This window comes from Endozoicomonas sp. ALB032, assembly GCF_049310125.1.
Lineage (GTDB): Bacteria > Pseudomonadota > Gammaproteobacteria > Pseudomonadales > Endozoicomonadaceae > Endozoicomonas_A.
Genome location: NZ_JBLYNW010000001.1, coordinates 1,356,830 through 1,382,479 on the forward strand (window position 1 = coordinate 1,356,830; position 25,650 = coordinate 1,382,479).

At 46.4% G+C, this 25,650-nt stretch carries 26 protein-coding genes; 16 read left to right on the forward strand and 10 right to left on the reverse strand.

All coding sequences use genetic code 11. From position 1 onward, the window contains the following. The first annotated feature begins 73 nt into the window (after positions 1-73). Positions 74-313, forward strand: coding sequence for an acyl carrier protein (locus ACO6VG_RS04400; RefSeq protein WP_422135771.1), 240 nt, complete (start codon positions 74-76; stop codon positions 311-313). A gap of 25 nt (positions 314-338) precedes the next feature. After that, positions 339-614 (forward strand): BrnA antitoxin family protein, encoded by a 276-nt coding sequence (locus ACO6VG_RS04405; protein ID WP_422135772.1) that lies wholly within the window; start codon positions 339-341, stop codon positions 612-614. Between the two features lie 60 nt (positions 615-674). Here ACO6VG_RS04405 and ACO6VG_RS04410 read toward each other — a convergent pair whose 3' ends face one another. From ACO6VG_RS04410 to ACO6VG_RS04430, 5 genes are all read right to left on the reverse strand, one after another. Further along, complete coding sequence (locus ACO6VG_RS04410) at positions 675-1,529, reverse strand: hypothetical protein (protein WP_422135773.1); 855 nt, start codon at positions 1,527-1,529, stop codon at positions 675-677. Between the two features lie 72 nt (positions 1,530-1,601). Then, entirely contained in the window at positions 1,602-1,847 is a 246-nt protein-coding gene (locus tag ACO6VG_RS04415; RefSeq protein ID WP_422135774.1) for a type II toxin-antitoxin system Phd/YefM family antitoxin, read from the reverse strand. A gap of 50 nt (positions 1,848-1,897) precedes the next feature. Further along, a complete protein-coding gene (locus ACO6VG_RS04420) occupies positions 1,898-3,124 on the reverse strand; it encodes a pyridoxal-dependent decarboxylase, exosortase A system-associated (protein WP_422472885.1) in 1,227 nt (408 codons plus the stop codon). Then, the gene (locus tag ACO6VG_RS04425; protein ID WP_422472887.1) at positions 3,121-4,707 is read right to left on the reverse strand and encodes an acyl-CoA ligase (AMP-forming), exosortase A system-associated; all 1,587 of its coding nucleotides are present in this window, start codon (positions 4,705-4,707) and stop codon (positions 3,121-3,123) included. The genes ACO6VG_RS04420 and ACO6VG_RS04425 overlap by 4 nt, the downstream gene beginning before the upstream one ends. A 96-nt stretch (positions 4,708-4,803) precedes the next feature. Beyond that, positions 4,804-6,483, reverse strand: coding sequence for an endonuclease/exonuclease/phosphatase family protein (locus tag ACO6VG_RS04430; RefSeq protein WP_422472889.1), 1,680 nt, complete (start codon positions 6,481-6,483; stop codon positions 4,804-4,806). A gap of 313 nt (positions 6,484-6,796) precedes the next feature. Here ACO6VG_RS04430 and ACO6VG_RS04435 point away from each other — a divergent pair, with 313 nt between their 5' ends. The 4 genes from ACO6VG_RS04435 (at position 6,797) to ACO6VG_RS04450 (ending at position 11,881) form a co-directional block, all read left to right on the forward strand. Beyond that, positions 6,797-7,528, forward strand: a complete 732-nt coding sequence (locus tag ACO6VG_RS04435; RefSeq protein WP_422135778.1) for a lipopolysaccharide kinase InaA family protein — start codon at positions 6,797-6,799, stop codon at positions 7,526-7,528. A 994-nt stretch (positions 7,529-8,522) separates the two neighbouring features. Beyond that, complete coding sequence (locus ACO6VG_RS04440; RefSeq protein ID WP_422135779.1) at positions 8,523-9,944, forward strand: cytidylyltransferase domain-containing protein; 1,422 nt, start codon at positions 8,523-8,525, stop codon at positions 9,942-9,944. 5 nt (positions 9,945-9,949) lie between these two features. Then, positions 9,950-10,489 (forward strand): bifunctional 4-hydroxy-2-oxoglutarate aldolase/2-dehydro-3-deoxy-phosphogluconate aldolase, encoded by a 540-nt coding sequence (gene eda / locus ACO6VG_RS04445; protein WP_422135780.1) that lies wholly within the window; start codon positions 9,950-9,952, stop codon positions 10,487-10,489. A gap of 357 nt (positions 10,490-10,846) precedes the next feature. Further along, entirely contained in the window at positions 10,847-11,881 is a 1,035-nt protein-coding gene (locus tag ACO6VG_RS04450) for a polysialyltransferase family glycosyltransferase (RefSeq protein WP_422135781.1), read from the forward strand. A gap of 196 nt (positions 11,882-12,077) precedes the next feature. Here ACO6VG_RS04450 and ACO6VG_RS04455 read toward each other — a convergent pair whose 3' ends face one another. Next, entirely contained in the window at positions 12,078-13,160 is a 1,083-nt protein-coding gene (locus tag ACO6VG_RS04455; RefSeq protein ID WP_422135782.1) for a Fic family protein, read from the reverse strand. A 152-nt stretch (positions 13,161-13,312) separates the two neighbouring features. Next, the gene (argH, locus tag ACO6VG_RS04460) at positions 13,313-14,692 is read right to left on the reverse strand and encodes an argininosuccinate lyase (RefSeq protein WP_422135783.1); all 1,380 of its coding nucleotides are present in this window, start codon (positions 14,690-14,692) and stop codon (positions 13,313-13,315) included. Between the two features lie 255 nt (positions 14,693-14,947). On the opposite strand from argH, the gene ACO6VG_RS04465 reads away from it, so the two are divergent. Next, the gene (locus ACO6VG_RS04465) at positions 14,948-16,048 is read left to right on the forward strand and encodes a sensor histidine kinase (protein ID WP_422135784.1); all 1,101 of its coding nucleotides are present in this window, start codon (positions 14,948-14,950) and stop codon (positions 16,046-16,048) included. After that, positions 16,026-16,760: a LytR/AlgR family response regulator transcription factor gene (locus tag ACO6VG_RS04470; protein ID WP_422135785.1), complete on the forward strand. Its 735-nt coding sequence runs from the start codon at positions 16,026-16,028 to the stop codon at positions 16,758-16,760. Before ACO6VG_RS04465 ends, ACO6VG_RS04470 begins: the two co-directional genes overlap by 23 nt. A gap of 18 nt (positions 16,761-16,778) precedes the next feature. Here ACO6VG_RS04470 and ACO6VG_RS04475 read toward each other — a convergent pair whose 3' ends face one another. Next, complete coding sequence (locus ACO6VG_RS04475; protein WP_422135786.1) at positions 16,779-17,270, reverse strand: DUF29 domain-containing protein; 492 nt, start codon at positions 17,268-17,270, stop codon at positions 16,779-16,781. A gap of 177 nt (positions 17,271-17,447) precedes the next feature. Between ACO6VG_RS04475 and hemC the strand changes: the two genes are divergently transcribed. The 8 genes from hemC (at position 17,448) to trmB (ending at position 24,005) form a co-directional block, all read left to right on the forward strand. Further along, complete coding sequence (hemC, locus tag ACO6VG_RS04480; RefSeq protein ID WP_422139215.1) at positions 17,448-18,368, forward strand: hydroxymethylbilane synthase; 921 nt, start codon at positions 17,448-17,450, stop codon at positions 18,366-18,368. Between the two features lie 13 nt (positions 18,369-18,381). After that, positions 18,382-19,158, forward strand: coding sequence for a uroporphyrinogen-III synthase (locus ACO6VG_RS04485; RefSeq protein WP_422135788.1), 777 nt, complete (start codon positions 18,382-18,384; stop codon positions 19,156-19,158). Then, positions 19,155-20,501 (forward strand): uroporphyrinogen-III C-methyltransferase, encoded by a 1,347-nt coding sequence (locus ACO6VG_RS04490; RefSeq protein ID WP_422472893.1) that lies wholly within the window; start codon positions 19,155-19,157, stop codon positions 20,499-20,501. The genes ACO6VG_RS04485 and ACO6VG_RS04490 overlap by 4 nt, the downstream gene beginning before the upstream one ends. Beyond that, complete coding sequence (locus ACO6VG_RS04495; protein ID WP_422139217.1) at positions 20,498-21,745, forward strand: heme biosynthesis HemY N-terminal domain-containing protein; 1,248 nt, start codon at positions 20,498-20,500, stop codon at positions 21,743-21,745. Before ACO6VG_RS04490 ends, ACO6VG_RS04495 begins: the two co-directional genes overlap by 4 nt. Next, the gene (locus ACO6VG_RS04500; RefSeq protein WP_422135791.1) at positions 21,742-22,122 is read left to right on the forward strand and encodes a DUF423 domain-containing protein; all 381 of its coding nucleotides are present in this window, start codon (positions 21,742-21,744) and stop codon (positions 22,120-22,122) included. Before ACO6VG_RS04495 ends, ACO6VG_RS04500 begins: the two co-directional genes overlap by 4 nt. A 56-nt stretch (positions 22,123-22,178) precedes the next feature. Continuing rightward, the gene (locus ACO6VG_RS04505; protein ID WP_422135792.1) at positions 22,179-22,661 is read left to right on the forward strand and encodes a DUF29 domain-containing protein; all 483 of its coding nucleotides are present in this window, start codon (positions 22,179-22,181) and stop codon (positions 22,659-22,661) included. 66 nt (positions 22,662-22,727) lie between these two features. Continuing rightward, the gene (locus tag ACO6VG_RS04510) at positions 22,728-23,186 is read left to right on the forward strand and encodes a hypothetical protein (protein ID WP_317144599.1); all 459 of its coding nucleotides are present in this window, start codon (positions 22,728-22,730) and stop codon (positions 23,184-23,186) included. Positions 23,187-23,288: 102 nt separating this feature from the next. Further along, the gene (trmB, locus tag ACO6VG_RS04515) at positions 23,289-24,005 is read left to right on the forward strand and encodes a tRNA (guanosine(46)-N7)-methyltransferase TrmB (protein ID WP_422135793.1); all 717 of its coding nucleotides are present in this window, start codon (positions 23,289-23,291) and stop codon (positions 24,003-24,005) included. A gap of 48 nt (positions 24,006-24,053) precedes the next feature. On the opposite strand, the gene ACO6VG_RS04520 is transcribed toward trmB, so the two are convergent. Both ACO6VG_RS04520 and hemW read right to left on the reverse strand, forming a co-directional pair. Next, a complete protein-coding gene (locus tag ACO6VG_RS04520; protein WP_422135794.1) occupies positions 24,054-24,383 on the reverse strand; it encodes a DUF3392 family protein in 330 nt (109 codons plus the stop codon). A gap of 83 nt (positions 24,384-24,466) precedes the next feature. After that, positions 24,467-25,606, reverse strand: a complete 1,140-nt coding sequence (gene hemW / locus ACO6VG_RS04525) for a radical SAM family heme chaperone HemW (protein ID WP_422135795.1) — start codon at positions 25,604-25,606, stop codon at positions 24,467-24,469. Positions 25,607-25,650 lie beyond the last annotated feature (44 nt).

Consider the following 25,650-nt stretch of genomic DNA (forward strand, 5'->3'; position numbering starts at 1 on the left):
AGTTGCCCCTCTGATTTATTTCTACAGACTGTTCAAGGGCCGGGCTCCAGATCGGCAGTACCAGGAAATATAAATGGCACACATTGACGAACTCAAAACGATACTGGCGGAAGTGCTGGAAGTCGACACCCAGGCCTTTGACAAAGAGACCCAGCTTTTGGGCGCTCTTCCTGAGTTTGACTCCATGGCTGTAGTGGGTGTGATCACTGCTATGGAAGAGTCTTTTGGCATCAACGTAGCAGATGATGATATTGATGCGACCATCTTCGAAACGGTTGGTAGTTTGTTGGGCTATATTGATCAGGCTTCCTGAGTCATTTTTTGTACCGAAACAGGCTATGAGCGATACACGAAAACGACCTGATTTCAAAACCGAGGAAGAAGAGCGAGCATTCTGGGAACACCACGACTCAAGTGGTTATGTGGACTGGTGCAAGGCTGAAGCTGTTACCTTGCCGAACCTGAAGCCTTCAACCAAGGCCATAACCTTACAACTGCCGGAAAGCTTGCTGGACGGCATCAAACAAGAGGCCAACAAAAGAGATATGCCTTATCAATCACTGATTAAATACTGGCTGGCCAATGAGATCAGGCGAAGCCAAGGCACGATCTAAGCTTACAAAACCACCAACTCAAACAATTCCTACAGCCCTATAGCAACAAAATGCAGCACTTCAGTTTGTTGCCAACACCACCAATTCTGAGTAACTGGCATTCACCCTGTCTGCCGGAATGCTGCCTCTATATTGCTTCGGTTGAGAAAAGCGTTTCAAACGAGACAGCAACAATCGTTTACCAGCCAGCCACCGCTCATCAACCTGTAATGCCTTAACACTCAATGCTTTACAGAGAGGCCATCGCACCTGGCTGATGGTTTCTCTGAACAGTTCGACATCGCCTAGCCGGTGTATGTGACCTCGATTTAAACGACGAGTAATCAATAAATAACAAACACGATCCTCTTTCCTGATCACGCACTGCCTAACATCCAATGGAAGATGAGCATCAAAACATCGACACTCCTGCTCATTCAATAGTTTTCTCACCTTCTCTGGATCAGTGACCAACTCTGGAGAATGCGAAAAAGATGGCCATGGATAAATGACTCTGGCGTGGGTATCAAGATCCTTAAACCCAAGCCTTTTATAAACGGTATAGGCCTCAGGTGAAGAGGTCAGGCTGGTGAGCACCACGGACTTTTTACGCAAAAAAGGCATCAATAGCATCAAGGAGGAACTGCGATATGCTTCATCAACAATCCATGCTGTCAGGTTACAGGTCACTTGCCTCTGCCCGCCAACAATTTCCTCAGAATAGAACCCGCCAAGAAAACCCACTATTTTTTCACCCGTATCCAGAACGTAACCCGGTGACCAATTCTCCTGTCCCCAAAGATTAGTAAACAGCCTTTTCCATATGGCTTCTGTAAATCGTGTGCTGTTTAGCTGCCTCAACAAGGGATAAACCCGGACAAAATCCTCAGCCACCGCCTCACGTACTTTAGCTTCTGGTTTATCTGTTGCAGACATCAGATGAGTAATTCCCTGACATTAAGAAAGTCTTGATCGGTCATCAGAAAAACCAGTCCCCTGAACGCCTTGTTATACATAATCTGACATAGCATCCCAGCTTTCCCCAATTGGGGAAATAACATCATCCATCTGACACCGGGAAGCCATGTTGTCTAGTCTGTTCCTGGCCTCACTCTGCCCATCTGGCTCAGGGATAATACGGGCGATAATTTTGCCATGCTTGTACAGGGCAAGGTTATCTCCGCTAATGACCCGGGAAAGCCAAACCTGCAAGTTTTCTCGAAAGTCGGATACCTCCACCTGAACAGTTTTCATACTTGCTCACCTGTTTTATTCACAAACCTGTCGCTATTGACTGACCCATCTCAAATCAGAATCTCTTTCACTTCAGGATGACTCAAGAACTTCTGCGGACTGGCAGTGGCTCCATAGGCGCCCGACTGAAGTACAACAACCAGATCACCCACTTCGGCTACAGGCAACTCCAGCTTGGCCCCAACAATATCCAGAGGCGTGCACAAAGGTCCAACGATCTCAACGATTTCTTTCTCTTCAGATGCGATCCGATCAGCAATCAGCACGGGGTAGTTTTTACGGATAACCTGACCAAAATTGCCAGAGTTCGACAGGTGATGATGCAGTCCACCATCGGTCATCAGGTAGGTTTGCCCCCTGGATTTTTTTTTATCCGTAATCTGGCAGAAGTAGTAGCCCGCTTCACCGACCAGATATCGGCCTAACTCCATCACTATCTCGGCATTTTGTAATCGGCCTGAGCGAGCCTCCATCAGCTTTTTCAGATGTTCAGCAACAGGGACAACATCCAGCGCCTGCTCACCCGGAAAATAGGGAATCCCCAGTCCGCCACCTATGTTGACATGCCGAACCGGAACAGGAGCCAACTCACAAAGTCGTGCAGCCAACTCAAATGTTTTCCCATGAGCATCTATCAACGCATCCGGATTCAGATTCTGTGACCCGGAATAAATATGAAAACCATAAAAGTCTACTTTTTCGGTATCCAACCCGGATAACACGTCAGGCATTAATTCTGCATCTATACCAAACTGCTTCGGGCCTCCGGCCATTTTCATGCCAGAAGACTTGAGTTCAAAATCAGGATTGACGCGAAAAGCGATCTTGGGCTTTATCTGCAACTCAGAGGAAAGCTGATAAAGCCTCTCCAGTTCCAAACTGGATTCGACATTAATCACGATATTGGCGGCCACAGCTGCCCTGAGTTCTTCGACTCTCTTCGCTGGCCCGGCAAAGCTAATGGATTCAGGATCGATACCCGAACTTATAGCGACCATCATTTCCCTCTGGGAAGCCACATCCAGGCCATCCACAAGACCTGCCAGATGATAAACAACAGCGGGCATTGGATTTGCTTTGATCGCATAGTGCAACTTCAGGTCAGAAGGCATCACCGAACGTAGGGACTTTACTCGCTCAGTGAGAGACTTTCTGTCGTATATGTAACAAGGTGTTCCGCCGGCCATGGCCACCAGCTGCTCAGCAGGAAGGCCAGCGACCTGAAGATGATTATCCCTGACTGAAATTCTCTGCAGACGATCATGCTGCTTGCTCATTTACTTTCTCCGGATACAAACAGATTTTCATACTCTGCAGCCAAGGCTTTTCGATCTATTTTGCCGTTAGGATTTCTGGCTAAAGCACTTTGAGTAATTACCCGCAAAGGCACCATATAGGTTGGCATGTGTTTTTGGAAATACTTGATAACTGCTTTCTCTTCAACAGGCTCATCTGTCGCAGATACCACGATAAGTACGATAGCCTGACCCAGCTGGTCATGGGAAACACCAATGGCAGCCGCTTCCAATACCATTTCAGATGCGTACATTAGCTCTTCAAGCTCACTGGGACTTACCCGATAGCCAGACGTCTTGATCATGTCATCTTTGCGGCCGACGAAATACAAATAACCGTCTTCATCCTGAGTAACAGTATCACCCGACCAGACAGCCAGCTCAGGGGTTGGAATTTCCTGAATCGACAAAGGTACGGGTTTGAAACGCTCTTTGGTCCGTTCAGGATCATTCCAATAGCCCAGTGCCACCAGACTTCCCCGATGCACCAGTTCTCCCGGCTCATGGGGTTTACAGGGTAGTCCACGCTCATTGATAACCAGTAATTCAGCATTGGGAATGGCTCTGCCCATGGAGCCTGGACGACGGTCCACGTCTTCGGGTGGCAGATAACTCGATCGAAAGGCTTCTGTCAGGCCATACATTAAATATGGTGAAGCCTGTGGCAATTTATTTCTAAGTGCATCCAGGGTTGACGATGGCATGGCTCCACCAGAATTCGTGAAATACCTCAGACTCACTGTTGCTTCTTCAGGCCAGCTCATTTCAGAAAGTTGTACCCAAAGGGGCGGCACCAGAGCCAGGCCGGTAATGTTCTGCTGAGCCACTTGTTTGATGATATCTCCGGGCAGCAGATACTCCAGCAGATAGCAGCTGGCGCCGGAGGCAAAGGCGGTGGTTAATTGACTGAAACCATAGTCAAAACTAAACGGTAGTACACACAGGAGCCGGTCATGATGGGTATTTTCGAGATATTCAGAGACACTATAAGCCCCGGTCACCATATTGCGATGAGAAAGCACGACCCCCTTCGGCTTACCGGTACTTCCGGAGGTATAGAGAATCGCGGCCACATCCATATCAATAGAGGGCGGTTGAAACCAGGTGTTCTCTTCCTTAAGGAAATCTGACCAGGCAATAACCTGAACACAACTTTCCACTTCAGAGTGCCCATCCACCAAAACAATATGACTCAAATCGTGGCAATCGGTCAGGCTGGCCTCAATCTGCTTGAAGCGAGCCTTATTAGTAATCAGAACACTGGCTTTGCAATCCGTCAGAATATGCAACACCTGAGGTGCTTTTAACACCGGATTAACAGGCACCATGACGCCACCGGCCGCCGATGTTCCAAAATAGCTGAATACTGCTTCAGCGGTTTTTGGCAGATAAACAGCGACTCTTTCGTGCCTCGATAAGCCCAGACTCTGCAAGCCTGAAGCCACACTTTTTACATGCAGGGCAACCGAAGCATAACCATACCACTGAGATTTCACCCCCAGAGCCCGAGACAGAGGTGTTTTTTCGGCCTGATCAAACAGTAATTGATGTAACAGCTGGCTCATGCATGAATCCGTTATACCTTTGCAGACCAACTATTGTAACAAACATGGATTTTGGAAAGCACGACTTGTAAAAAACCGCATTTCAGAAATTGAGGTTTACCCAGTGTCCGACCCAGACGTTCCGGAAACAGGATTCATACTTTGCCTGACTATTTTTTCGAGCTGGTTAAGCTCGTTCACAATCAAAGATTCCCTTTTGTACTGATCCCTGAGTTTAGCAATTTTACGCAAGGGATTGACGCCTGCGAACTCTGGATCACGTATATTCTCACTTATCTGATCACTAGGTTGATGACCATAGGCATGCTTCAGTTTATTAACCAGTTCCCTGACCTCCGGGGCGTTAAAATCCTCCGGCTTCAAACTGGCAATGGCAGCAGAAAATCCTGCCGCTTCCCGGTAGATAACCGAGACTGGCAAATGATCAGATAGCCCGCTTTCCAGGTCATTATAAATATCAAGTCCCAATTGTCGTATTTCTGCGTGGGATGCCCATTTTTCTTCAGAGTCCCCATACACCATCTGGTAGTCATAAATACACTGCTCTGCCACCTTGGGACGTTCTTTCCAGCGCCTGCTGCCCCAGGGTTGATCCATTCTGTTTCCGGCTCCAAGATACCATGTGCCATTCGGCTCCCGACGATCTTCCGACTTGATGGTATCCTGGTCGCTATTGACAAAAAATGACTCGCTGCGGTCAAGCAGTCGAGTATCATTTCCTTTATCATGGGTGTAGTAGTAACTGTTGGAGAACTTTTCCCCCAGTGCCTGCATGGCGTTTTCATACTCCGACTTTTTACTCATCACCCCCTGCTCGTCTGACCGGGCACTGTTCAGGTCTCCCATCAGGAAGGTGCCATGATGATGTACGTTATTACGCCTGTCGTTATTGCTATCCTCCTCAACCCATTCTCTTACCTGAAGCAACTCCTCATAGCGAATCGTCTCATAGGTTTTTCCGTCTTTGGCCTGAAGGTGCGTATTATAAACCACGGCCGTTTTATTGTTACCGAGATCCAGCACGATCCGCAGCAATCCTTTATTGGCCAGCTGGTCTTCCGCAGCCAGATCAGAGAATGGCCGGAATGTTGCCTCCTTTACGGGATATTTGCTGGCAATGGCCAGACCACTGCTCAATCCGGTTTCCCGGGGGGCAACACTGTGAACAATATGATGGTAGTGGCCACTGAGATCCTTACAGAGCTGCTTCGTCGCCTGCTGGTCAAATGCCTCCTGGAAGCAGACAACATCAGGAGTAACGTCAGGATTGCGGGTTAATGCTTCGGCAATCTCATGACTGCGCTGCTGTGATGAGCGCAGGTCGTTCAGATTACGGATAAACGAGGGCATGAGGCCAATGTTATAGGTCATCAAATGCAGGCCCCGCTCAGGCTTATAAACGGCGGGTAGAGCTGCAGACTGAATCAGGGAAATTTCGTTCCTGAACAGATTGCCGATCATGCGCAGGGAGAATCCCATCATTCCCAATGCCAGCGAGGGCACCAGAAATAGCGTAACTGCAGTTGCCCGGGCTACCTTTCTGGCCCACAGTGGTACATTTTGCTTCTGTTTTTCACTCTCGGAAGTCGTATTGCTTTTGCCTGGCCGTTCATGGGCAAACAGCATTGTTGCCGAATCGGCGACCAGCGAAACCGGTCGGGACAGAAACCGGCCAATATAATGGCAGCCACGACCAAAACGGTTGTGAGAATAAACATAGTCATTATCACTGGGTAGATAATGGGTCTGTGCTTTAGATGGCTGGACTGCAGGCATACAGTTTCCTCTGGTTTGTCTGCTGCTTATATCCGCCATCGACAATTACTCTCGCCACTTAATGACTTTCGCACCATTTTTTCCTCAGAACTGCCTGCGCCAACCGAAAAATGTCATTCCCGGGTATTTTTTTAAGCCAGAAACAGTGAGACAGCGATTGCATGACGATCAGAACTGGTTTTGCAACCGGGATGTGCGTAGACTCTGATCCAGACCAGTAAAAGCTTCGGGATAAATCACTCCTCAGACCAGTGATCTGTTAAACTCTCGCACCAGCAGATTGTCTGAGCCTATAAGCAAAAAAAGCCATTCTATGCAGCCTAACTTTGAACACGATGTTTCCCAACTTGAAAACAATATCCTACCTAAGAATTGGGAGTGGGTCAGCTGTTCCAAACAGGCCAAAATGGCACGCTATAACGGCAGTCCTGCTTGTTACTTCAAAGAGTTTATTCCCAAAAGCAATATGGAGATTCTGAAGTCTAAATTCAGGGGCACTCGCTGTGAAATATGGGTGAAACAGGCCAGGATTGCGGAGGATGCGGGCTTTGAAATTCCGGAAATATTAGCATTTGGGGTGCTCAAAAATAAGAATCACTATTTAATTACTGCAGCGGGCCCGAGCGGCTCTGTCTCTGAATACCTGACGAAAAAACCTGAAAATGATGAACCCATGCGTCAAGAGTGGATCAAAGCTTTTGGCCGCTATATTGGTCAGATGCACAAAGCCGGTATTGTCCATGGAGACCTGCGCGCAGGCAATATTTTGATGGAACCTGGCATGCCTTCACGTTTTGTCATGATCGACATCGAGCGCAACAGCTATCACTCTCTGGTGCCTCTTTCACTGGTGAAAAAGAACCTGGTGCAGTTGATTAAGAGAATATCCTTCAAACATTTTACTGCTAAGGATAGAGCCCTTTTTTTCAGGCACTATAACCTTGCTTATAAGCGATTTGATAAAAACGCTCAGAAAGCACTCGCCTTTGAAGTAATCAGGCTTGTAAAAAAACAAAATCTTTGGGGCGGCAGCAAAAACGTATAGAAGTACATGCCTTCAGCCCTTGGGAAATGGGTTGATCATTCTTACTGCCACTTTGGAGTATGCAAAATAAGTTTCTCTGACGTGCAATGACCTCAGCCAAATCAAAACTGAGAACTTCCCTAGACCGTGTTATTCTGAATCACACGACAATCGTCAACGCTCGTAGCCTGCCTGAAAAAGACCATCTCAAACGAAACCACTACGCATACATACAAGTAAAAGCACCGAAGATCAAATATGAGACCGGCAATTGTGGCATTATTTATACGGTCCTGACCAATAAAAAGCACATCAATACCTATTGAAGCCAAAGATCAAGCATATATAATGCTGGCGTAGCACCCTCGTGCGGTAGCTACGTCTAAATTCCGGAAAAAATCAGGGAGAATTTATGAAAACCCTGAAACCAGTGATCTATAGCTTGTATTTGCTTTCTTATTCATACATCTATGCTCATATACCTGCAACGCCAGGATAAGACCTCTACATGAATGCTCACGACTTGATTTCACAATTCTCTATTATCAAGCCGGGTACATTGACACATCGAGAATAAACTTCACTGAAAGCTTAATGTCGTGATCAGAGAAGGTGGCTGTCGAATTCGGAGAATGTTGGAGCAAAAATTTTGGTCGGCTTTAGACATATTACAGTCAATTTTTTCAACAATACAAAACCTCATAAAGCAGGCCTGATGAGAAAACAAAAGAAAGTCACTATAGGTAGAAGCGATCTGGAAGAAGTCATTGCTACACGAGCACTTTCATGATTTAACGTGGAACAATGAGATATTGCAGATTATGAATCGCAAGGGTGGTTACTGAAAGAATACCTGTGTTTAAAGCTTTTTCATTCTCTGAAAGTAAAGGCTGTTCTGTATTAATGTTCGAAGAACCGAGTTTAGTTAATAACCTTAAAGGGCTGAAAAATAAAAAATTAATAGAGTCTCGTTATCTAATCCGTATTAATGTCTGAGAGTAAAAAGGTTAAAAGTATGTATAAAGATTATGATCTCGGAGTAGTAATACCTGTCCGCTTAGGTAGCTCCCGCGTATCGCAAAAAGCACTTCTTCCCGTAGGTCCAGATAACATCCCACTATTAGCCTGGAAAATACGACAACTTAAGAAAGTCATTTCACCTGAGAATATATATATCAGCACCGAATCTGATGAGTTGAAAACAATTGCTCTTGATGAAGGAGTAAAAATTCATCATCGTGAATTTCATCTGGCTGACGGTCACAAGGCATCCTTTAGTGACGTTATTGTAGGAGTAGTAAAAGATATTCCCCATGAGCATATCGCTTGGGTAACCTGTGTTGTACCCTTAATGAGTCCTCAGGAGTATTTGCAGGGCTTTCGAGAATACAAAGAGCATGTGCTCCCTGTAAATACTAAGTTTGACAGTTTGGTTTCGGTAAACTTACTGAAGGAGTACTTCTGGGATGATGATGGAGCGTTAAACTATAAGGCAACTAAAGAACATACCATCAGTCAGAATTTGCCAAATATTTACAGGGTTACAAATGGCCTATATATGTCAAGCAAAGAAAATATGCTCAAGAACGAATATATATTAGGAGTCAGACCTTATAAGTCCTGCGTTTCTAAAATTGCGGGCATCGATATTGATGAATATGAAGACTATGAAATAGCTCGTGATCTGATTGGCATTTATAAGTCTAATGAGAAAAAAGTTCTTGCCGATAAAATGGTCTTCCTTGACTTTGACGGAGTGATTTTTGACTCAGCTATTGAAGCTTACGCTGTTGCAATGATCACCTCGGGAAAAGCAGAAAATTTAAATGATATTGATATTAATAGCGATCATGCAAAAGCCTTTTTATCTCAACGCTATCAAATAGGCCCTGCATGGAACTATTACTATTTACTAAATGCCATTGATCAGAAACTGGTTGAACAATTTTCTCAATTCTTGCCAGACCAGCCAGGCACTGAAGCCAAAGAGTTTATGGCAAGCTTCTTTGCAGTCAGAAAAAATCTCAGAAAAAACAACTGGGATAACTGGCTGGCTCTTAATAAGCTCTATGAAGGCTCGAGAGGTTTCTTGGACCTGCTTGAGAATTATGAAAATTCCTGCATTGTCACAACAAAAGACAGAGAAACAGTTCAAGCTCTATTGCAAACAAATGGTGTTAGCCGGGAAGTCAAAATATATGATGCTTCCGATTATGAGAAACACGGTTGTAAATCCCGTTTGATTGATGGACTTATCAAAGAAAATAGTGTCAACAAGGCAATTTTTGTTGATGATTCATACAAACATTTGGAGAAGTGTAATTGGGTCAGCAATCTGGAAGTCGTTCATGCTCGCTGGGGCTATGTTGCTCCCGATCTATATCAGGATAACAAATTCGAAGTTCTTAATAAATTAACGGCCATGCTGCAGGAGTAAAGTTGATGGATTATTTGAATGGTCAGATTGTTGCTGTACTTATTATTAATGAGCTAAAAGGCTTGAAGATTAGAATTAATAAACTTATTGAGAATGGCTATTCTGTTTTTGAAGTGACTTTAAGAACTGATTGCGCATTTGATGCGATACGAAAGATAAAAGAAGACTTTCCAACAGTTAAAGTAGGAGCAGGTACAATCCTTTCGGAGCAGCAGGCAGAACAGGCTGCTTACGCTGGTGCCGATTTTGGTGTTGCACCGGGATTTAATATCACCGTTGCAAAAAAGGCGAAAAGTCTCAATCTGCCTTTTATTCCTGGTGTTGCAACACCTTCTGAGATTGAAACTGCACGAGAAAATGGTTACAAGCTGCTTAAGCTTTTTCCGGCCAAAGTTCTGGGGGGAGTAAACTACTTGAAAGCACTGTCAGGTCCCTATAAAGACGTGAAGTTCATGCCTACAGGTGGTATTACACAGAAAACAGCTCAAGATTATCTGGGTTTGCGAAATGTTGACTGCATCGGTGGAACCTGGATGAATGAATAACTTATTAGATACTATCTTAAAAAGCACACATTAAGCGACTTCGGATCTATTCTGACGTTACAGAGAGAAAACTGGGCCGCTTATTTAATTTTTCTTAGCCACAGACAGCAGATATAACTTATCTCAGATAAGAATCTATAAGACGCTGGAGAATAATTTGCATTGGTTACTGGAATTTTTTTCAAAAGATCAATCACCAGTAAAAAAGGCAGAAAAAAACAATGCCTCAATGAAACAACCTATTCATAGCTTATATTTCTATTTCTTATAATAGAAAAAAACCACTTAATTAGATTACTAAATTTCTCCAACCTTCTTATCAAAAACAACTCAATCTACAGAATGCATTAATCTACCATGAAAACAAATGACTCATTAATCAACATCTTCTTCATCAACTCATCATTCCAACTTGTTAGTTCAATACTGATTGCTAAAGACACTAGTTCTTTTTTCTTCTGCTTTAAGAAACAAAACTATGAAGCAGCAAAGGACTATGGGTTAAAAAATGTTTTTCTTCTAAAATACCGAGAAGCTTCAAAATTTGCACGAAAGTTGTCTACCCGAGAAAATATAAGATTCATTTTTTCAATAATTAAAGATAACAATCCTAAATCTATAAATTTCCATTCAACTTCAATATCTAGCACAAGATACAATTATTTCATTGCAGCTTCAAAGAAGAACTTCCCAGAAAAGAAAATAACATTTAATATAATACCTGACGGCACTCATAACTTGGTAATCCACCCCATTTCAAAAAACAAGTTAAAGCGTGTCAATAAAAGAAAAAAGTCTCTCATTGATAAAGCAGTCGGTCTAAAATACACACCTTTTAAAGAAGACAGACATGGGATGCTAAGCAACAAGGTATCCCATATTTATACTATTCCAGGAACGACAGAAGGCTTACCGGCAGAGAAGACAAAAGAACTCCCACCCTTTACAACAGAGTTTTCAATAACACCTAATAATCAAACATCTAAGTCTGCACTCATCATCGGCCAACCTCTAACCAACTGGGGTATTACTGATGAAGCCTCCTCAAAAGCTATTAGCCAGAACCTTATTAGTTATCTGTGTTCAAAAAATATAAAAGACGTACTATTTATCCCACACCCAACAAATAGGAGTGACAAAAAAATAGAGTTTTGCTCAGAAGATTTTAAAATATACTCAGGTTCATCCCCCATTGAGTTATTGATGATAAAAAACCAATATGATTATGTCATCGGTTTCTCCAGCACAGCACTCATCACAGCCAAGCTTATTTATGGAAATAGCAACAAAATAGTCTGCATTGGTAAGGATTTATTTAACTACAAAGAACATCCCATGCTTAAAAAAATAGTTTCTCATTTTAAAGAGATAGGTGTAGATTGTATGCCTTAAGCTAATTAGTTGTACGTGAGGAATACACTATAGACAGTTTATTCCTCACCCTATCGGCTAATGGAAAGTCGTTACCCCGTCTAACCATCTTCACAGCCAACCTCATCTGCCCAAACGCAGTCCCACCAATATTATCTCTCGAACAGCCCGCTCCAACGTCAAACTAACACCCCCTCGCCAGAGAATCGCTCTCCAATCACTGACCAATATTCAGAAACAGTGTAACCAGAGGTTCGTTAATATAATAATTGCTTCGCCCCATTTTTTGCTTAATCAAAAACCCCTTACCACACAGCTGATTCAGGTATTTGGTGGCAGTCAGTCGGCTGACATTCAGTTCTTTCTCAATAAACTCTATTTTTGTGTAAGGGTGACAGAACAGATGGTTGAGCAGATCCTGACTGTAAATTTTGGGGAGTTCTTTACGCATTCTATGCTTTACAGCCTGCATCCGGTTTTTTATTTCATCAATCAGAGTTGTTGTTTCTTTTGATGTTTCTGATATGGCTTCAAGCATGAACAGTAACCAGCCTTCCCACTCCTCATGGTCTCTCACTGCTTGTAATCGTGAGTAGTACTCAGCCTTGTTGCGAATAATATAACGGCTTAAGTAGAGCACTGGCAGGTCCAGTAACTGTTGAGTGATCAGGTAAAGGATATTGATGATTCGACCTGTTCGGCCATTCCCGTCGTAAAATGGATGAATACTCTCAAACTGGAAGTGGATAACCGCCATTTTTACCAGTGGATCATTGTCTGAAAGTCCATGGTCGTTAAGATAAGCCACCAGGTTTGCCATCTGTGACTCAACCTTTTCCGGATTTTGAGGAGGGGTATAGACGACTTCACCCGTAGAGGTGTTTTTTAATTCAGTTCCAGGCAGTTTGCGTAAGCCTGCCCTGTTTTCTTCCAGTGTTTGCTGAATATCGAGAATGTCCTGAAAGCGAAGCATCCCTGTTTTCCTGACAGTGTCGAAGCCACGACTCAATGCTCTGGCGTAATTTTTAACTTCCTTGGTTGCAGGGCTATAGGGTGACACTGTCAGGTCGTTTTTAAACAGTTCATCATGAGTTGTGACAATATTCTCCACTTCTGAGCTGTCTTTGGCTTCCTGAAGCGTCAGGGTGCTGACCAAAATGGTTTCATTAGGAATGGAGCGAACTACACCTTTCAGTTCTGCCAGATGCCGGTGAGCTAAAGCCAGTTTTTTTAATACCTGCCGTGTTTCCAGCTCATTTTCTCTGGGCAGGGGAAGCCCTTCCGGTTGATAAGGGGCCACAGTTACTCCCAATATGTATAGGAAAGTGCCGTTTTCTATACAGGTTATCAGAACATGTATAGAAAACCGATATTCTCTATACATATTTGTTGGATCTGTATAGAAAAACAGGACTTCTTATACATGTTCAGCGCTCAGGCAAATGAAGGAAATTACTGACTTAAAGCCTGCTTCACAGCCAACCTCACCTGCTGCGGCGCAGTCCCGCCTATATGATCCCTCGCAGCAACAGACCCTTCCAGTGTCAACACATCAAACACATCTTCCTTAATAGAGTCTGAGAAAACCGTGAGTTCTTCCAGAGTCATCTCTGACAAGTCCTTGTTCTTCTCAATGCCGTAGGCCACTGCTTTGCCAACCACTTCGTGGGCGTTGCGAAATGGCACGCCCTGTCTGACCAGGTAGTCTGCCAGATCGGTCGCGGTGCTGAATCCGCGGCGAGCCGCCTCTTTCATGTTTTCTTTCCTGGACTGGATGTGTGGAACCATATCGGCAAAGGCTCGCAGGCAGTCTTTTAGGGTATCTACGGTATCAAACAGTGGTTCTTTATCTTCCTGATTGTCTTTGTTGTAGGCCAGTGGCTGAGATTTCATCAGCGTCAGCAGGCTAACCAGGTGACCATTCACCCTTCCTGTCTTACCTCTTACCAGTTCGGGGACATCCGGGTTTTTCTTTTGGGGCATGATGGATGAACCGGTACAGAAACGATCGGGCAGATCAATAAAATTAAACTGGGCTGATGTCCAAAGTACCAGCTCTTCCGACATACGCGACAGGTGCGTCATCAGCAGTGCACCCACCGAACAAAATTCTATGGCGAAGTCCCTGTCGCTGACAGAGTCCAGTGAGTTTCTGGATGGGCGATCAAAACCTAAAGCCTTGGCAGTGAATTCACGATCAATCGGATAGGTTGTGCCTGCCAGTGCAGCTGCTCCCAGAGGCGATACGTTAACCCGCTTTCTGCAGTCCTGTAGACGTTCGCTGTCTCTTACCAGCATTTCATACCAGGCCATCAGATGATGTCCAAATGTCACGGGTTGTGCGGTTTGCAGATGAGTGAAGCCCGGCATAATGGTGTCAGCTTCCTGCTCTGCCAGATTCACCAGACCTGTCTGCAAACGTTTTAACTCATCACCTATATGGTCAATTTCTTCCCTGAGCCACAGACGAATATCGGTCGCTACCTGATCGTTTCTGGAACGGCCGGTGTGCAGTTTCTTACCCGCATCACCAATTCTGTCTGTCAGTCTGGCTTCAATATTCATATGAATATCTTCCAGCTCGATAGACCAGTCGATGTTGTTGTTTTCTATATCTTTCAGAATGCTTTCGAGCCCATCCAGAATGGCTGACAGCTCATCCTGGCTCAGAATGCCTGATTTTTGCAGCATTCGAGCATGAGCCATCGAGCCTTCTATATCGTGACGATAAAGGCGACGATCAAAATCAATGGAGGCGGTGAATCGAGCAACAAATGCATCCACACCCTCGCTGAACCTTCCGCCCCACTGCTGATTGCTGCTATCAGACATGTTCTACCTCTTTCTTTGTTGGCTCATGGCTGTTGGTTAGCTCATGGCTGTTTTGCGTTCTGCAGGCTGATTTCTTGATGCCAGCAGCATCATTGTTCTGATTTTTATAGCCAGCCTGTGGATGACTGAAGCTGGCTGCGGCATTATAAGGGTAACCGGGTGATTTTACATAGCGCACCCAACCAAATAAGAATAATTATTCTATTTTTGTGAATTTTTATAAATTTTCAAATACCAGAGACAGGATGCTCCCTCTTGCCATTTAAAACCACCAGGAACCAGGATGAAGACGACTTTTTCCTGCCGGATTTATGCTCTCCCGGTGCCGTCTTTATGTTGGTTCTGGTCTCTGAGCTTTTTGTCCTTATTCAGGTACTCACTTTGCCCGGCCCGGGTGATCTTGACTGGAACCGTCTGGCCATGACTTCCATGTTTGTCCAGTGGATCTCTCTGGTCTCAGGTGCTGTTCTTTGCCGACTCAGGCCCATTCTGAAGCGTCAGAAGCTGACAGTTATCATCAGCAGCTGTCTTGGCGTCGTGGCTACCACCACGCTGATATTCACGCTCGCAGCCCAATGGTTTCTGTGGCGGGATGCTTTTATTGACACCTACCCGGAATGGACCCAGCTGATCAGACATGTCACTGTTGCCCTCATCATCACAGCCATGCTGCTGCGCTATTTCTATGTTCAACAGGAAGCCAGAAAAGAGCAGAAAGCCAGCCACACCGCTCGCTTTGAGGCTTTGCAGGCTCGAATCCGCCCTCACTTTCTTTTTAATTCGATGAATATCATTGCCAGTCTGATTCATATTGACCAGGACAAGGCCGAGCAGGCCGTTGAAGATTTATCGGACCTCTTTCGCTCCAGCCTTCAGGATCATGGCAAGAATATTACCCTGAGTCGGGAAATCGAGCTCTGTCAGCGCTATTTAAGAATTGAGCAGCACAGGCTGGGAGACCGTCTGCAGACCCGGTGGAATATTGAGTTAACCCCTGAAGAGGTTGACATTCCGCCCCTTACTCTGCAGCCCATTGTTGAAAATGCGGTTTATCATGGCATCCAGCCACTGGAAAAAGGTGGCACTGTGAGTGTAGATATTCGCAGGAGCAACGATAACATCACTATCAGAGTCCGAAACCCGGTCCAGAGTAGCCCTTCCAGTTTTGCCAAAGGGGCTCAGGGTAATCAGTTGGCTCTGGCAAATATCCGCTCCAGACTGAATATGCTTTTTGGTAACAAAGCCAGTGTAGAAGCTCAGCTGTTTGAGGGTGAGAGTGGAAATACTCAGGAGTTTGAAACATTGATCACTTACCCTTACGGTGGCGATAACCATGAACATACTGATCACCGATGATGAACCGCTGGCAAGAGACCGTCTGCGACATTTGTTGGGACGTTTAGAAGGCTTTCAGGCTCTGGAGTACGATGCAGGTAATGGCATTGAAGCCCTTGAGCTTTGTCGTAAATACCAGCCAGACATTGTCTTGATGGATATTCGTATGCCTGTTATGGGAGGCCTGGAGGCGGCCGCTCATATCAGCAAGCTGGAGCGTCCACCTGCTATCATTTTCTGCACCGCTTATGACACTCACGCCATTGAAGCTTTTCAGGTTCAGGCGGTTGGCTATCTGCTGAAGCCTGTCAAGCTTGAAGATCTGCAACAAGCGCTGACCGGAGCCGCTAAAGTTAATCGATTACAGCTGGCCAGCCTCAAAGATGATCTGAATGATAACGCCCGCAGCCATATCGCAGCCAAGACGCTCAGAGGGATAGAGCTGGTTCCTCTGGATGATATCTACTACTTTATGGCGGACAGCAAATACATCACGGTCTATCACAAGAACGGTGAAGTGCTCATTGATGACCCACTGAAAGACTTGGAGTCCGAGTTTAGTTCCAGATTTGTTCGAATCCACAGGAACGCTCTGGTGGCCAGAAAAGCCATAGAGAGGATGATTCGTGACGAGCAGGGTCACTACTCTATCCAGCTCAGTGGTGTCGAAAAGCTTCTTTCAGTAAGCCGTCGGCATGTGCCACTGATGAAGAAGTTTATGCAATCACTGTGAGGCCTACGGGTGCCAGGCTTAACTGAGCCTGGCTTGTGGTAAAAAGTCTTCGCCCATAACCTGCTCAAGTGTCCATGGGCAATCTTCGGGGAAGTCTTTCGTGGTAAAATGTCTTGAATCCACATAACTGTTTAACCCCTTGGCAGCCAATATTCGGGCCTGCTGGTAAGCCTCAAGGTAGATAGCCTGTTGCTTTGACTGCAGGTTGGGATTATCTGCCAGGACCGCTGCTGCGGCATACCTCTGAATTTGAATTGTATCCACCCAGCTGCGAAACCAATGATCCATATCCCTGAGGTCATTGACCTGATTCTGCTGAAAGTCCCATTTTAACAAGTGGCTAAGTAGCTGAATAAGGTGTCTCTTGAAAGCTCTTGGCTCACTCTTTCCCATATCAGCTAACTCTTCCAGCAAATTTCCAAGATCAAGCTCATCAAAACGCCTGGCAGCCAGCAGCTTTTTCTGTTCTTCAATCCAGAGCATGTAATCGGTTTTATAAAGGTCTGTCATAAGCGCCTCCACTGGAATAACAAGCTAGTTGCTATTTTAACCTCCGGCAACTGCCTTCAGGAAAAGTAACGGTTGGTCACAACTACAGACTATCGTATTATCCCAGTCTTCATAGGACCACTCAGCCATCGTTGCCCTTTTTTGTAGATTGAAAGTTTATTGATTGAAAGCCTCCCCATGAAAACCATCCGCATCGCGACAAGAAAAAGTGCCCTGGCCCTCTGGCAGGCTGAATACGTAAAAGAGCGTCTGGAGTACTTTCACCCGGGTATCCGGGTGGAGCTGGTAAAGATGACCAGCAAGGGTGATCGGATTCTGGATTCACCTCTGGCCAAAATCGGTGGCAAAGGCCTGTTTGTAAAAGAATTGGAAACGGCTATGCTGGAGAGCAGGGCTGATATCGCCGTTCACTCCATGAAAGACGTACCTATGGAGTTTCCAAAAGGGCTCGAGCTGGGTGTTATCTGCCCTCGCGAAAACCCACTGGATGCATTTGTTTCCAACACCTACAACCAGCTGAGCGATCTGCCTGAGGGCGCCATCGTGGGTACATCCAGCCTGCGCCGCCAATGCCAGATCCTTGCAAAAAGACCGGATCTAAAGATTGAATTCCTGCGGGGCAACGTTAACACACGTCTGGCCAAGCTGGACGATGGCCAATACGACGCCATCATTCTTGCAGCGGCAGGATTGATCAGGCTGGGGATGAAAAATCGGATCAAATCGGCCCTGCCTCCTGAACTCAGTCTGCCAGCGGCGGGTCAGGGTGCAGTGGGTATTGAGATTCGTTCTGACGATGAATCGATCAAACAGTTTCTGGCCCCATTGCATCATGAAGAAACTGCAACACGAGTCCTTGCAGAAAGAGCCATGAACCGAAAATTAAATGGCGGCTGTCAGGTACCCATTGGTTGCTACTCTGAACTCATCGACGACCAGCTCTACATCCGGGGCCTTGTGGGTCAACCGGATGGCAAAGTCATACTGAGCGCAGAAGTCTATTGTGCACCTTCCGATGGTGAGAAAGGCGGGGTCCGGCTGGCAGAATCCTTGCTGGCACAGGGTGCAGACCGAATTCTCGCAGAGTTGCTGCATTAATGTGAGCCGTGTCATGATAAACAGCCGTGAGATAAGGGCTTTGGTTACCCGCCCCAGGGAGCAGGCAGAGCCACTGGTTGCCATGATTCAGAACCAGGGGGCCATGGCATGGTCTTTACCAATGATCCAAATCCAACCGCTCGCAGAGAGCCAGACACTGCGAGACCGGATTTTACAGCTGGATCAGTACAGTAAAGTCGTTGTGATCAGTCAGAATGCCGCCAGGCTGGGTCTGGAACATATAGAGAACTACTGGCCACAAATGCCTTTGAAGATCCACTGGTATGCCGTCGGCCCAAAAACACGACGATGGCTTAAGAGTAATGGCATTGATGCGACTTACCCGGAGATAAGACAAAAGCCCGGTGACAGTGAAGCACTGTTGCGACTGGAGAGCCTTCAGCAGGTCAGCGGAGAAAAAATACTGATTCTGAAAGGAAAAGGTGGTAGAGAACTGCTGGAGAACACCCTCAGAAATCGGGGAGCCCAGGTGGATTGCCTGGAACTTTATGAACGCCAGAAGCCCGATTACCCGGAAGATTATCTGAACAGGCTGATCAAAGATCATGCTATTAATGTCATACTGACCAGTAGTGGTGAGATTCTGGCCAATACCGCAGACTACCTTTCTCCGGCTTTAAGCCAGGAGTGCTGTCTGGTGGTTCCCAGCGATAGAATTGCCAGAATGCCAGAGGCTCAAGCATTCAAACGGGTTTATACCGCTCGCGGCGCCGACAATCACGCCATGATCTCGGTACTGAACCTGATTAACAGCGAAGGGTTAACGTGAGCAAGAAAGATCAGAACGCCAGTAAACTCGAGCAGACCGAACCGAAAGAACTGGCCAGGTCAGCAGGGCCTTCCAAAAAACAGGAAAGCAAGCCAACTTCAGCAGGCTCCAGAAAACAGCCTCAAAAATCAGCATCAAAGCCAGGACGAAAGCTGTCTGTCCTGGCCGTGTTGCTTGCAATCATTGCACTGGGATTGAGCGGCGGTTTAGGTTGGCGGCTCATTCATTGGGAGCAGAAACAACCCTCCCTTATTGAGGGGCAGGAACAGCAGCAAACCCAGATTGCGCGACTTCAGGCCAGGCTCGCTGAAATAAACAGTGATCTCACGCCTATCAAAACCGAACTGAGCGAACAGGAAAGTCGAAGTGAACGTTTGCTCAGTCGCACCGACAGCCTGACCAAAAACCTTCAGGAACTCACCGGTAGCAGTCTGGATGGCTGGAAGCTGGCAGAAGTAGAATACCTGCTCAGTCTCGCTAACCAGCGTCTGCTCATGTCATCTGATATCCAATCAGCCAAAGCTCTCCTTAACAGTGCTGACAAGATGCTGCTTGAGTTGGACAACTATAATTTGTATCCCGTTCGGGAAGCACTGGCAGAAGATATAGCTTCTCTCAACAGTCTCCCGGATCTCGATCAGGAAGGGCTCTACCTGAAGCTTGAAGCGCTCACCCGGCAGATTGACCAATTGCCCCTGATGGAAAAAAAGACCCTGCAACAACCTTTAGCAACTGTATCAAAATCTTCTGACATGCCATCCGCAGGCAATCCATCTACAGAAACTGCCAAGTGGCAGACTGTCGCCCTCTCAATGCTGAATAATACCTGGGAGAGCTTTGTCAGCCTGTTCAGGTTCACTCCGGATCGCGATCAGAAAATCACCTCACTACTGACACCCCAAGAGAATATTATCATTCGCCAAAACCTACAGTTGATGCTGGAGCAGGCCAAGTTGTCAGTCCTCTCCAGAGACCAGGCTATCTACAACAGTAGCTTGCAACAGGCTTCAAACTGGATAGAAAAATACTTTCCCCTTTCAGGGTCTCAGGCGACCGCAATGCTGGACGAGCTGAAGGTTTTAGACAAAATCACCGTAAAACCTGTAACCATCAATATCAGCCGTGCTTTGAGCTTGCTGAAATCCAGCCAGTTAAACGATACCCCGGAGAATAAAAAAAATACGACAGGACAAACTGAATCTGCACAGAGTGCTCAGACTGTCCAGAACAGTCCAGCCGAAAAAGCACCTGAAGTGACTGACCAGACAACCACAGAAAACCGGACAGAACATTCTCAGCCCTCAGAAGCACCTGCTAATTCTTCAGAGGAGCCCCGGAAATGAAGAGTTTTATCATCTTCCTGGCGATTCTGGGCATTACTTTTGGTCTGGCAAATACCATGATCAGTGACAGCGGCTATGTGCTTATCTCTTACAACACGACTACGTTCGAAAGCACACTGTGGGGACTGTTTCTACTGATAGGTCTTGCCATAGGTGCGTTATGGCTTGTCTGGATTATCCTGAAACTGATTTTCGACGTCACTGGTTTTATCTATCCAATGACTTCGGGCGCCAAAGAAAGGCGAGCCCGTAAATTAACAACCCGCGGCTTTGTCGAGTTCACTCAGGGACACTGGAAAAAAGCTGAGCGACTGCTTTCGCAAGCAGCGGACTACGGCTCGTCACCCTTACTGAATTATCTTGCTGCCGCCCGAGCGGCTCATGAAAATGATGACCCTGAAGCCTCTGCCGAATACCTTCGCCGAGCCGATCACAAGGAGCCCGGTGCAGAGTTGGCTATTGGTATTACCCAGGCTCAGCTGCAACTGTCATCGGGTCAACTGGAGCAGGCACTGGCCACTCTGACCAAGCTGCACAAGCAGGTTCCACGACATTGCTACGTCCTGAAGATGCTGAAGCAGGTTTATACCCGTCTGAATGACTGGCAATCACTTGCAGCCTTGTTACCCAAGCTGAAAAAGCAAAAAATCGTTTCCGATAAAGAGTATCGCACCACTGAGCTTCAGTGCTTTGAGGCCCTTTTCAATCAAGCCTTTAACAATGGCCGCAGTTTTACCTCTCTGGAGCAGAAAATAAAGCCTGCAACTCAAATATGGAACAGTTTGTCGTCCAGTCAAAAACACAACTCTGCCATGATCTATCGATATGCGAAGTGCCTGACAGATCTGGGAGCAGAAGAGAAAGCAGAAGCTCTGCTCAGAGAAAACCTGAAGAAACACTACTGCAGCGACATGGCTCTGCTCTACGGCAAGATTAAGGGCAGGGATGTGAAGAAGCAGCTGCATTTTGCCGAAGCCATGCTCAATGAAAGACCTAACGACGCCGACCTGCTACTGACCCTGGGTCGTCTGTCTCTCCGTAATGAACTCTGGGGTAAAGCCAGGGAATACTTTGAAGCCAGCCTGAGACTCAGCAAACGGATTGATACCTATAACGAGTTGGGCCGCCTTATGGCTCATATGGATGATCATGAAAAAAGCTCTCTGTACTTTCAGGAAGGATTGAGACTTGCAGCGGGGAGTGTTGTTGATCTGTTGCCGACAAAAGTTACGGATAAAAAATGACCCGACTCTACCTGTTACCCGGTGCCCTCTGTGGTTTTTTGTCTGTGGCTCTGGGCGCATTTGGGGCCCATGCTCTGAAAGATCAGCTGTCCGAACGCTACATAGACGTTTGGGCAACAGCGACGGATTACCAGTTCTACCACAGTCTGGCTCTGGTTCTTGTTGCCGTTCTTGCCCTCCACTTCAAAGACTCCAGAAAGCTGAGATGGAGCGCCAGACTGTTTCTCGCGGGTATCATCCTCTTTTCCGGTAGCCTGTATATTCTTGCCATCACCGGAATTGGCTGGCTGGGTGCGATCACCCCACTGGGTGGCATCTCGTTGATGCTGGGTTGGCTTTTTCTGGCCATCTTTGCTGTCACCGAACTTTATGATTAATGTTTTTGATGCTCCGGTACTTTTTGCCTACATTAGGAAGTTCATGGAGGTGATTTATGGATAATCTTTACGAGACAGACTTTTACCAATGGGTTCAGAAGCAAAAACAGCTCTTGATTAACCGCCAGTTTGACCAGCTTGATTTGGAAAACCTCATTGAGGAAGTAGGGGATATGGGTAAGAGTGAGCCAAGATCGATAGAGTCTCACTTGACTACTCTTCTCCTTCACTTATTGAAATATGAATACCAAACCTATCAACTGGAGGATAGATGGATAGCTGAAATGGTCGTCCATACCTGGTACCCCAGCATGGATAATCCCAGGCGTGAAATACGAAAATTGCTCAAACAAAGCCCGTCTCTTCAGACCAAAACCAGCCAGTTGATGCATGATGCTTACGCAGAAGCCAGAATCGATGCCATCAAACAAATGAACAGGTACATCAAGCAAAAAAGCAGAAAACTCAATGCCAGCAGCTTCCCGGATGATTGCCCCTGGACTTTTGAGCAAATAATGGGAGACGACTGGCTACCTTGATCCGGTTGTTGAAGGGAGACGTGAGCATTGCTTTTTGATTGATCCAGACTCCACAGGAGGTCAACCATGTCACTGAGTATTAATCTCGTTAAATACGAGGCAGCCAATGATGGAAAGCTCTACGAAACCAATGCTGACCTCATTGAAACAGCTTTTGTCACTTCATCCTTACTCGAGGAATTAAAGAATCAATTTTCCTTAGCAGAAAAGAATATCTTTGAAGCTCTAGGTTCTGAAGATCACTATTCAATAGACTGCTTTAATGACTCGGATGTTGAAGCCGCTATCAGAAAGCTGGAAGAAATTTTTTTATCCATTTTAAAATCAGATGGAAAAAAGTTACATGGCAAGATGGAACCTGATGCCCCTGAAAACCTCCCTTCCAAGTACTCTGACCCCATTAGCTCAGAGGATATTGAAGACTCAATTAGCCGTTTTAGAACACTCACCAACTTGATAAACGTGTTCAAGTTAAAGCACGACCAGTTCAGAAAGGATGACTCCGCTGTACTCAAGGTTGGATAACAAACACATGAGCAAACCTGAATCCGGTAGCCAAAGGTTTCCAAGTCAACACAGTTTAGGTATCTTACGCCGACTTTTTCATTTGCAGATTATGTACCTCTCATGACCAGCTCAGTTGATCCTGATCACACCCCCGATCCGACTAAACGTCGGGAAATCAAAAGTTTTGTCCTGCGCGCAGGTCGTATGACCACAGGGCAGCGTCGTGGCTGGGATGAATGCTGGGACAAGTGGGGTCTACAGAAAGAAGACGGGCCATTAAACATCAGTGAAGCCTTTGGCCGGGAGGCACCTGTCGTATTGGAAATCGGTTACGGCATGGGACTGTCACTGGTGGCTATGGCAAAAGCCGAAAGCGACAAAAACTTTATCGGTATTGAGGTTCACCGCCCGGGAGTTGGCAGTCTGTTGAATGAATCCCAGCTGGCAGGCGTCACCAATGTTCGCAGCTATTGCGATGATGCCGTTGAAGTGCTTCGCGACTGCATTGCCGACGGCAGCCTGTCCAGAGTTCAGATTTATTTCCCTGATCCCTGGCACAAAAAGCGTCATCACAAGCGTCGCCTGATTCAACCCAAATTTATTGCAGCCATCAGACCGAAACTGGCGTTGGGTGGCGTTATTCATCTGGCCACAGACTGGGAAAACTACGCCGAACAAATGATGGACGTCATGACGGCCGCTGAAGGGTTTAAAAATCAGGAAAGTGAAGGTCAATACGCACCAAGGCCAGATTTCAGACCGCTGACCAAGTTTGAAAAGCGCGGTCACAGGCTGGGTCACGGCGTTTGGGATCTGCTGTTCGAAAGAACGGAATAAACCTTACCCCATCCGGAAGGGGCAGAGTTTCAATCGCTGCTCCTCTTCTCAATGCCCCAGCTTCTCCGACAATATCCCGACACAGACTGCGATTACCAGCAATACCGGAGCGAGAGTGTAATGATTGAAGTAGCCCAGTAAATTGCCGAGCCACTGTGGCACAAAATAGAAGATGGCGCCAAACAGGGCAAGATTCAAAACAGCTCTTGCAGGGATTCTCACCGCAGCGTGCAGCCGATTCATCCAGCCACTGCTCCATGAGGCAATAAAACGCCCCACAAATGCCACGGCTACCGCTGTCAGAGCCATAGCGATGACACCAAGATGCTCACGAGCCAACTTTGACAGAAAAATAATGCCGTCTGTTATCCATTCCATAGTTCACCCTCCGTTTTGAGTGCGTAAACAATTCGCAACAGATTCCAAAAAAATGGCGTCCAGTCGCTACCTGAGCGAGAAAATCACCCATCCGTAAACAAAGCCAACAGATCATTCAGAAAGAGTCGCCCCTGCTTTGTTGGCTGTAGTCGATCCTGCTCCAGCAAACCTTTTTCAATCGCCAGCTGACATTGAACGTCTATGTCAGAAAGTGCCATTCCGGTTCTCTGCACAAACAATGAGTGATCAACCCCCTGGTTAAGACGCAGAACATTCATCATAAACTCAATCGGCAGATCATCCCTACCCAATATCCTGCTGCCCGATTCAAAGGGTTTGTCCATTGCCAGATAATCGGAAGGCATCCTGGTTTTCCAGTTTCGATAAATCCTGCCCGTCTCCCGCTGGGTGATCTTGCCATGGGCCCCTGCACCAATACCGATATAGTCACCAAACTGCCAATAGTTCAGATTATGTTTTGCCTGCTTGCCGGGTCGGCTGTAGGCCGAAATTTCATACTGCTGATAGCCCGCCTCTGCCAGTAAATCCCACCCTTCTTCCTGGATCGACCAGAGGGTATCATCCTCTGGCAGGATGGGCGTTTTTGAATAGAAAACCGTATTGGGTTCAATGGTGAGCTGGTACCAGGAAATATGAGTCGGCTCCAGTGCAACCGCTTTTTCCAGATCTGACAGGCCATCCTGAATGCTTTGCCCGGGCAGTCCGTGCATCAGATCAATATTGAAGTTATCAAAGCCCATCCCCCTGAGGGACTCAATCGCTTTGCGTGCTTCTTCCGAACTGTGAATACGGCCCAGCGCCTTGAGCTTTTCATCCTGAAAACTCTGAACCCCTAATGACAATCGGTTGATGCCGGCTTTTCGATAATCTTTGAACCGATCATGCTCATAGGTGCCGGGGTTGGCTTCCATGGTGATTTCAATACCCGGCGCGAAACGGATTCGTTTTTCCAGCTCAGAGAGAAAACGATCAAAGCCTTTGGCAGACATCAAACTGGGAGTACCGCCACCAAAGAAAATCGTATGCAAGGCTCTCCCCTGGAGAGAACTCACTTCGCTGTCAAAGTCTTCCAACAGGGCGTTGACATAAGCTTCTTCAGGAATACCATCACTGAGTGCATGGGAGTTGAAGTCACAATAGGGGCATTTTTTGACACACCAGGGGATGTGAACATAAAGACTCAATGGAGGGAGTTCGAGCATATCGAGAATCAGGTCAGGTGATTAAAGCAGCCAGATAACATCAC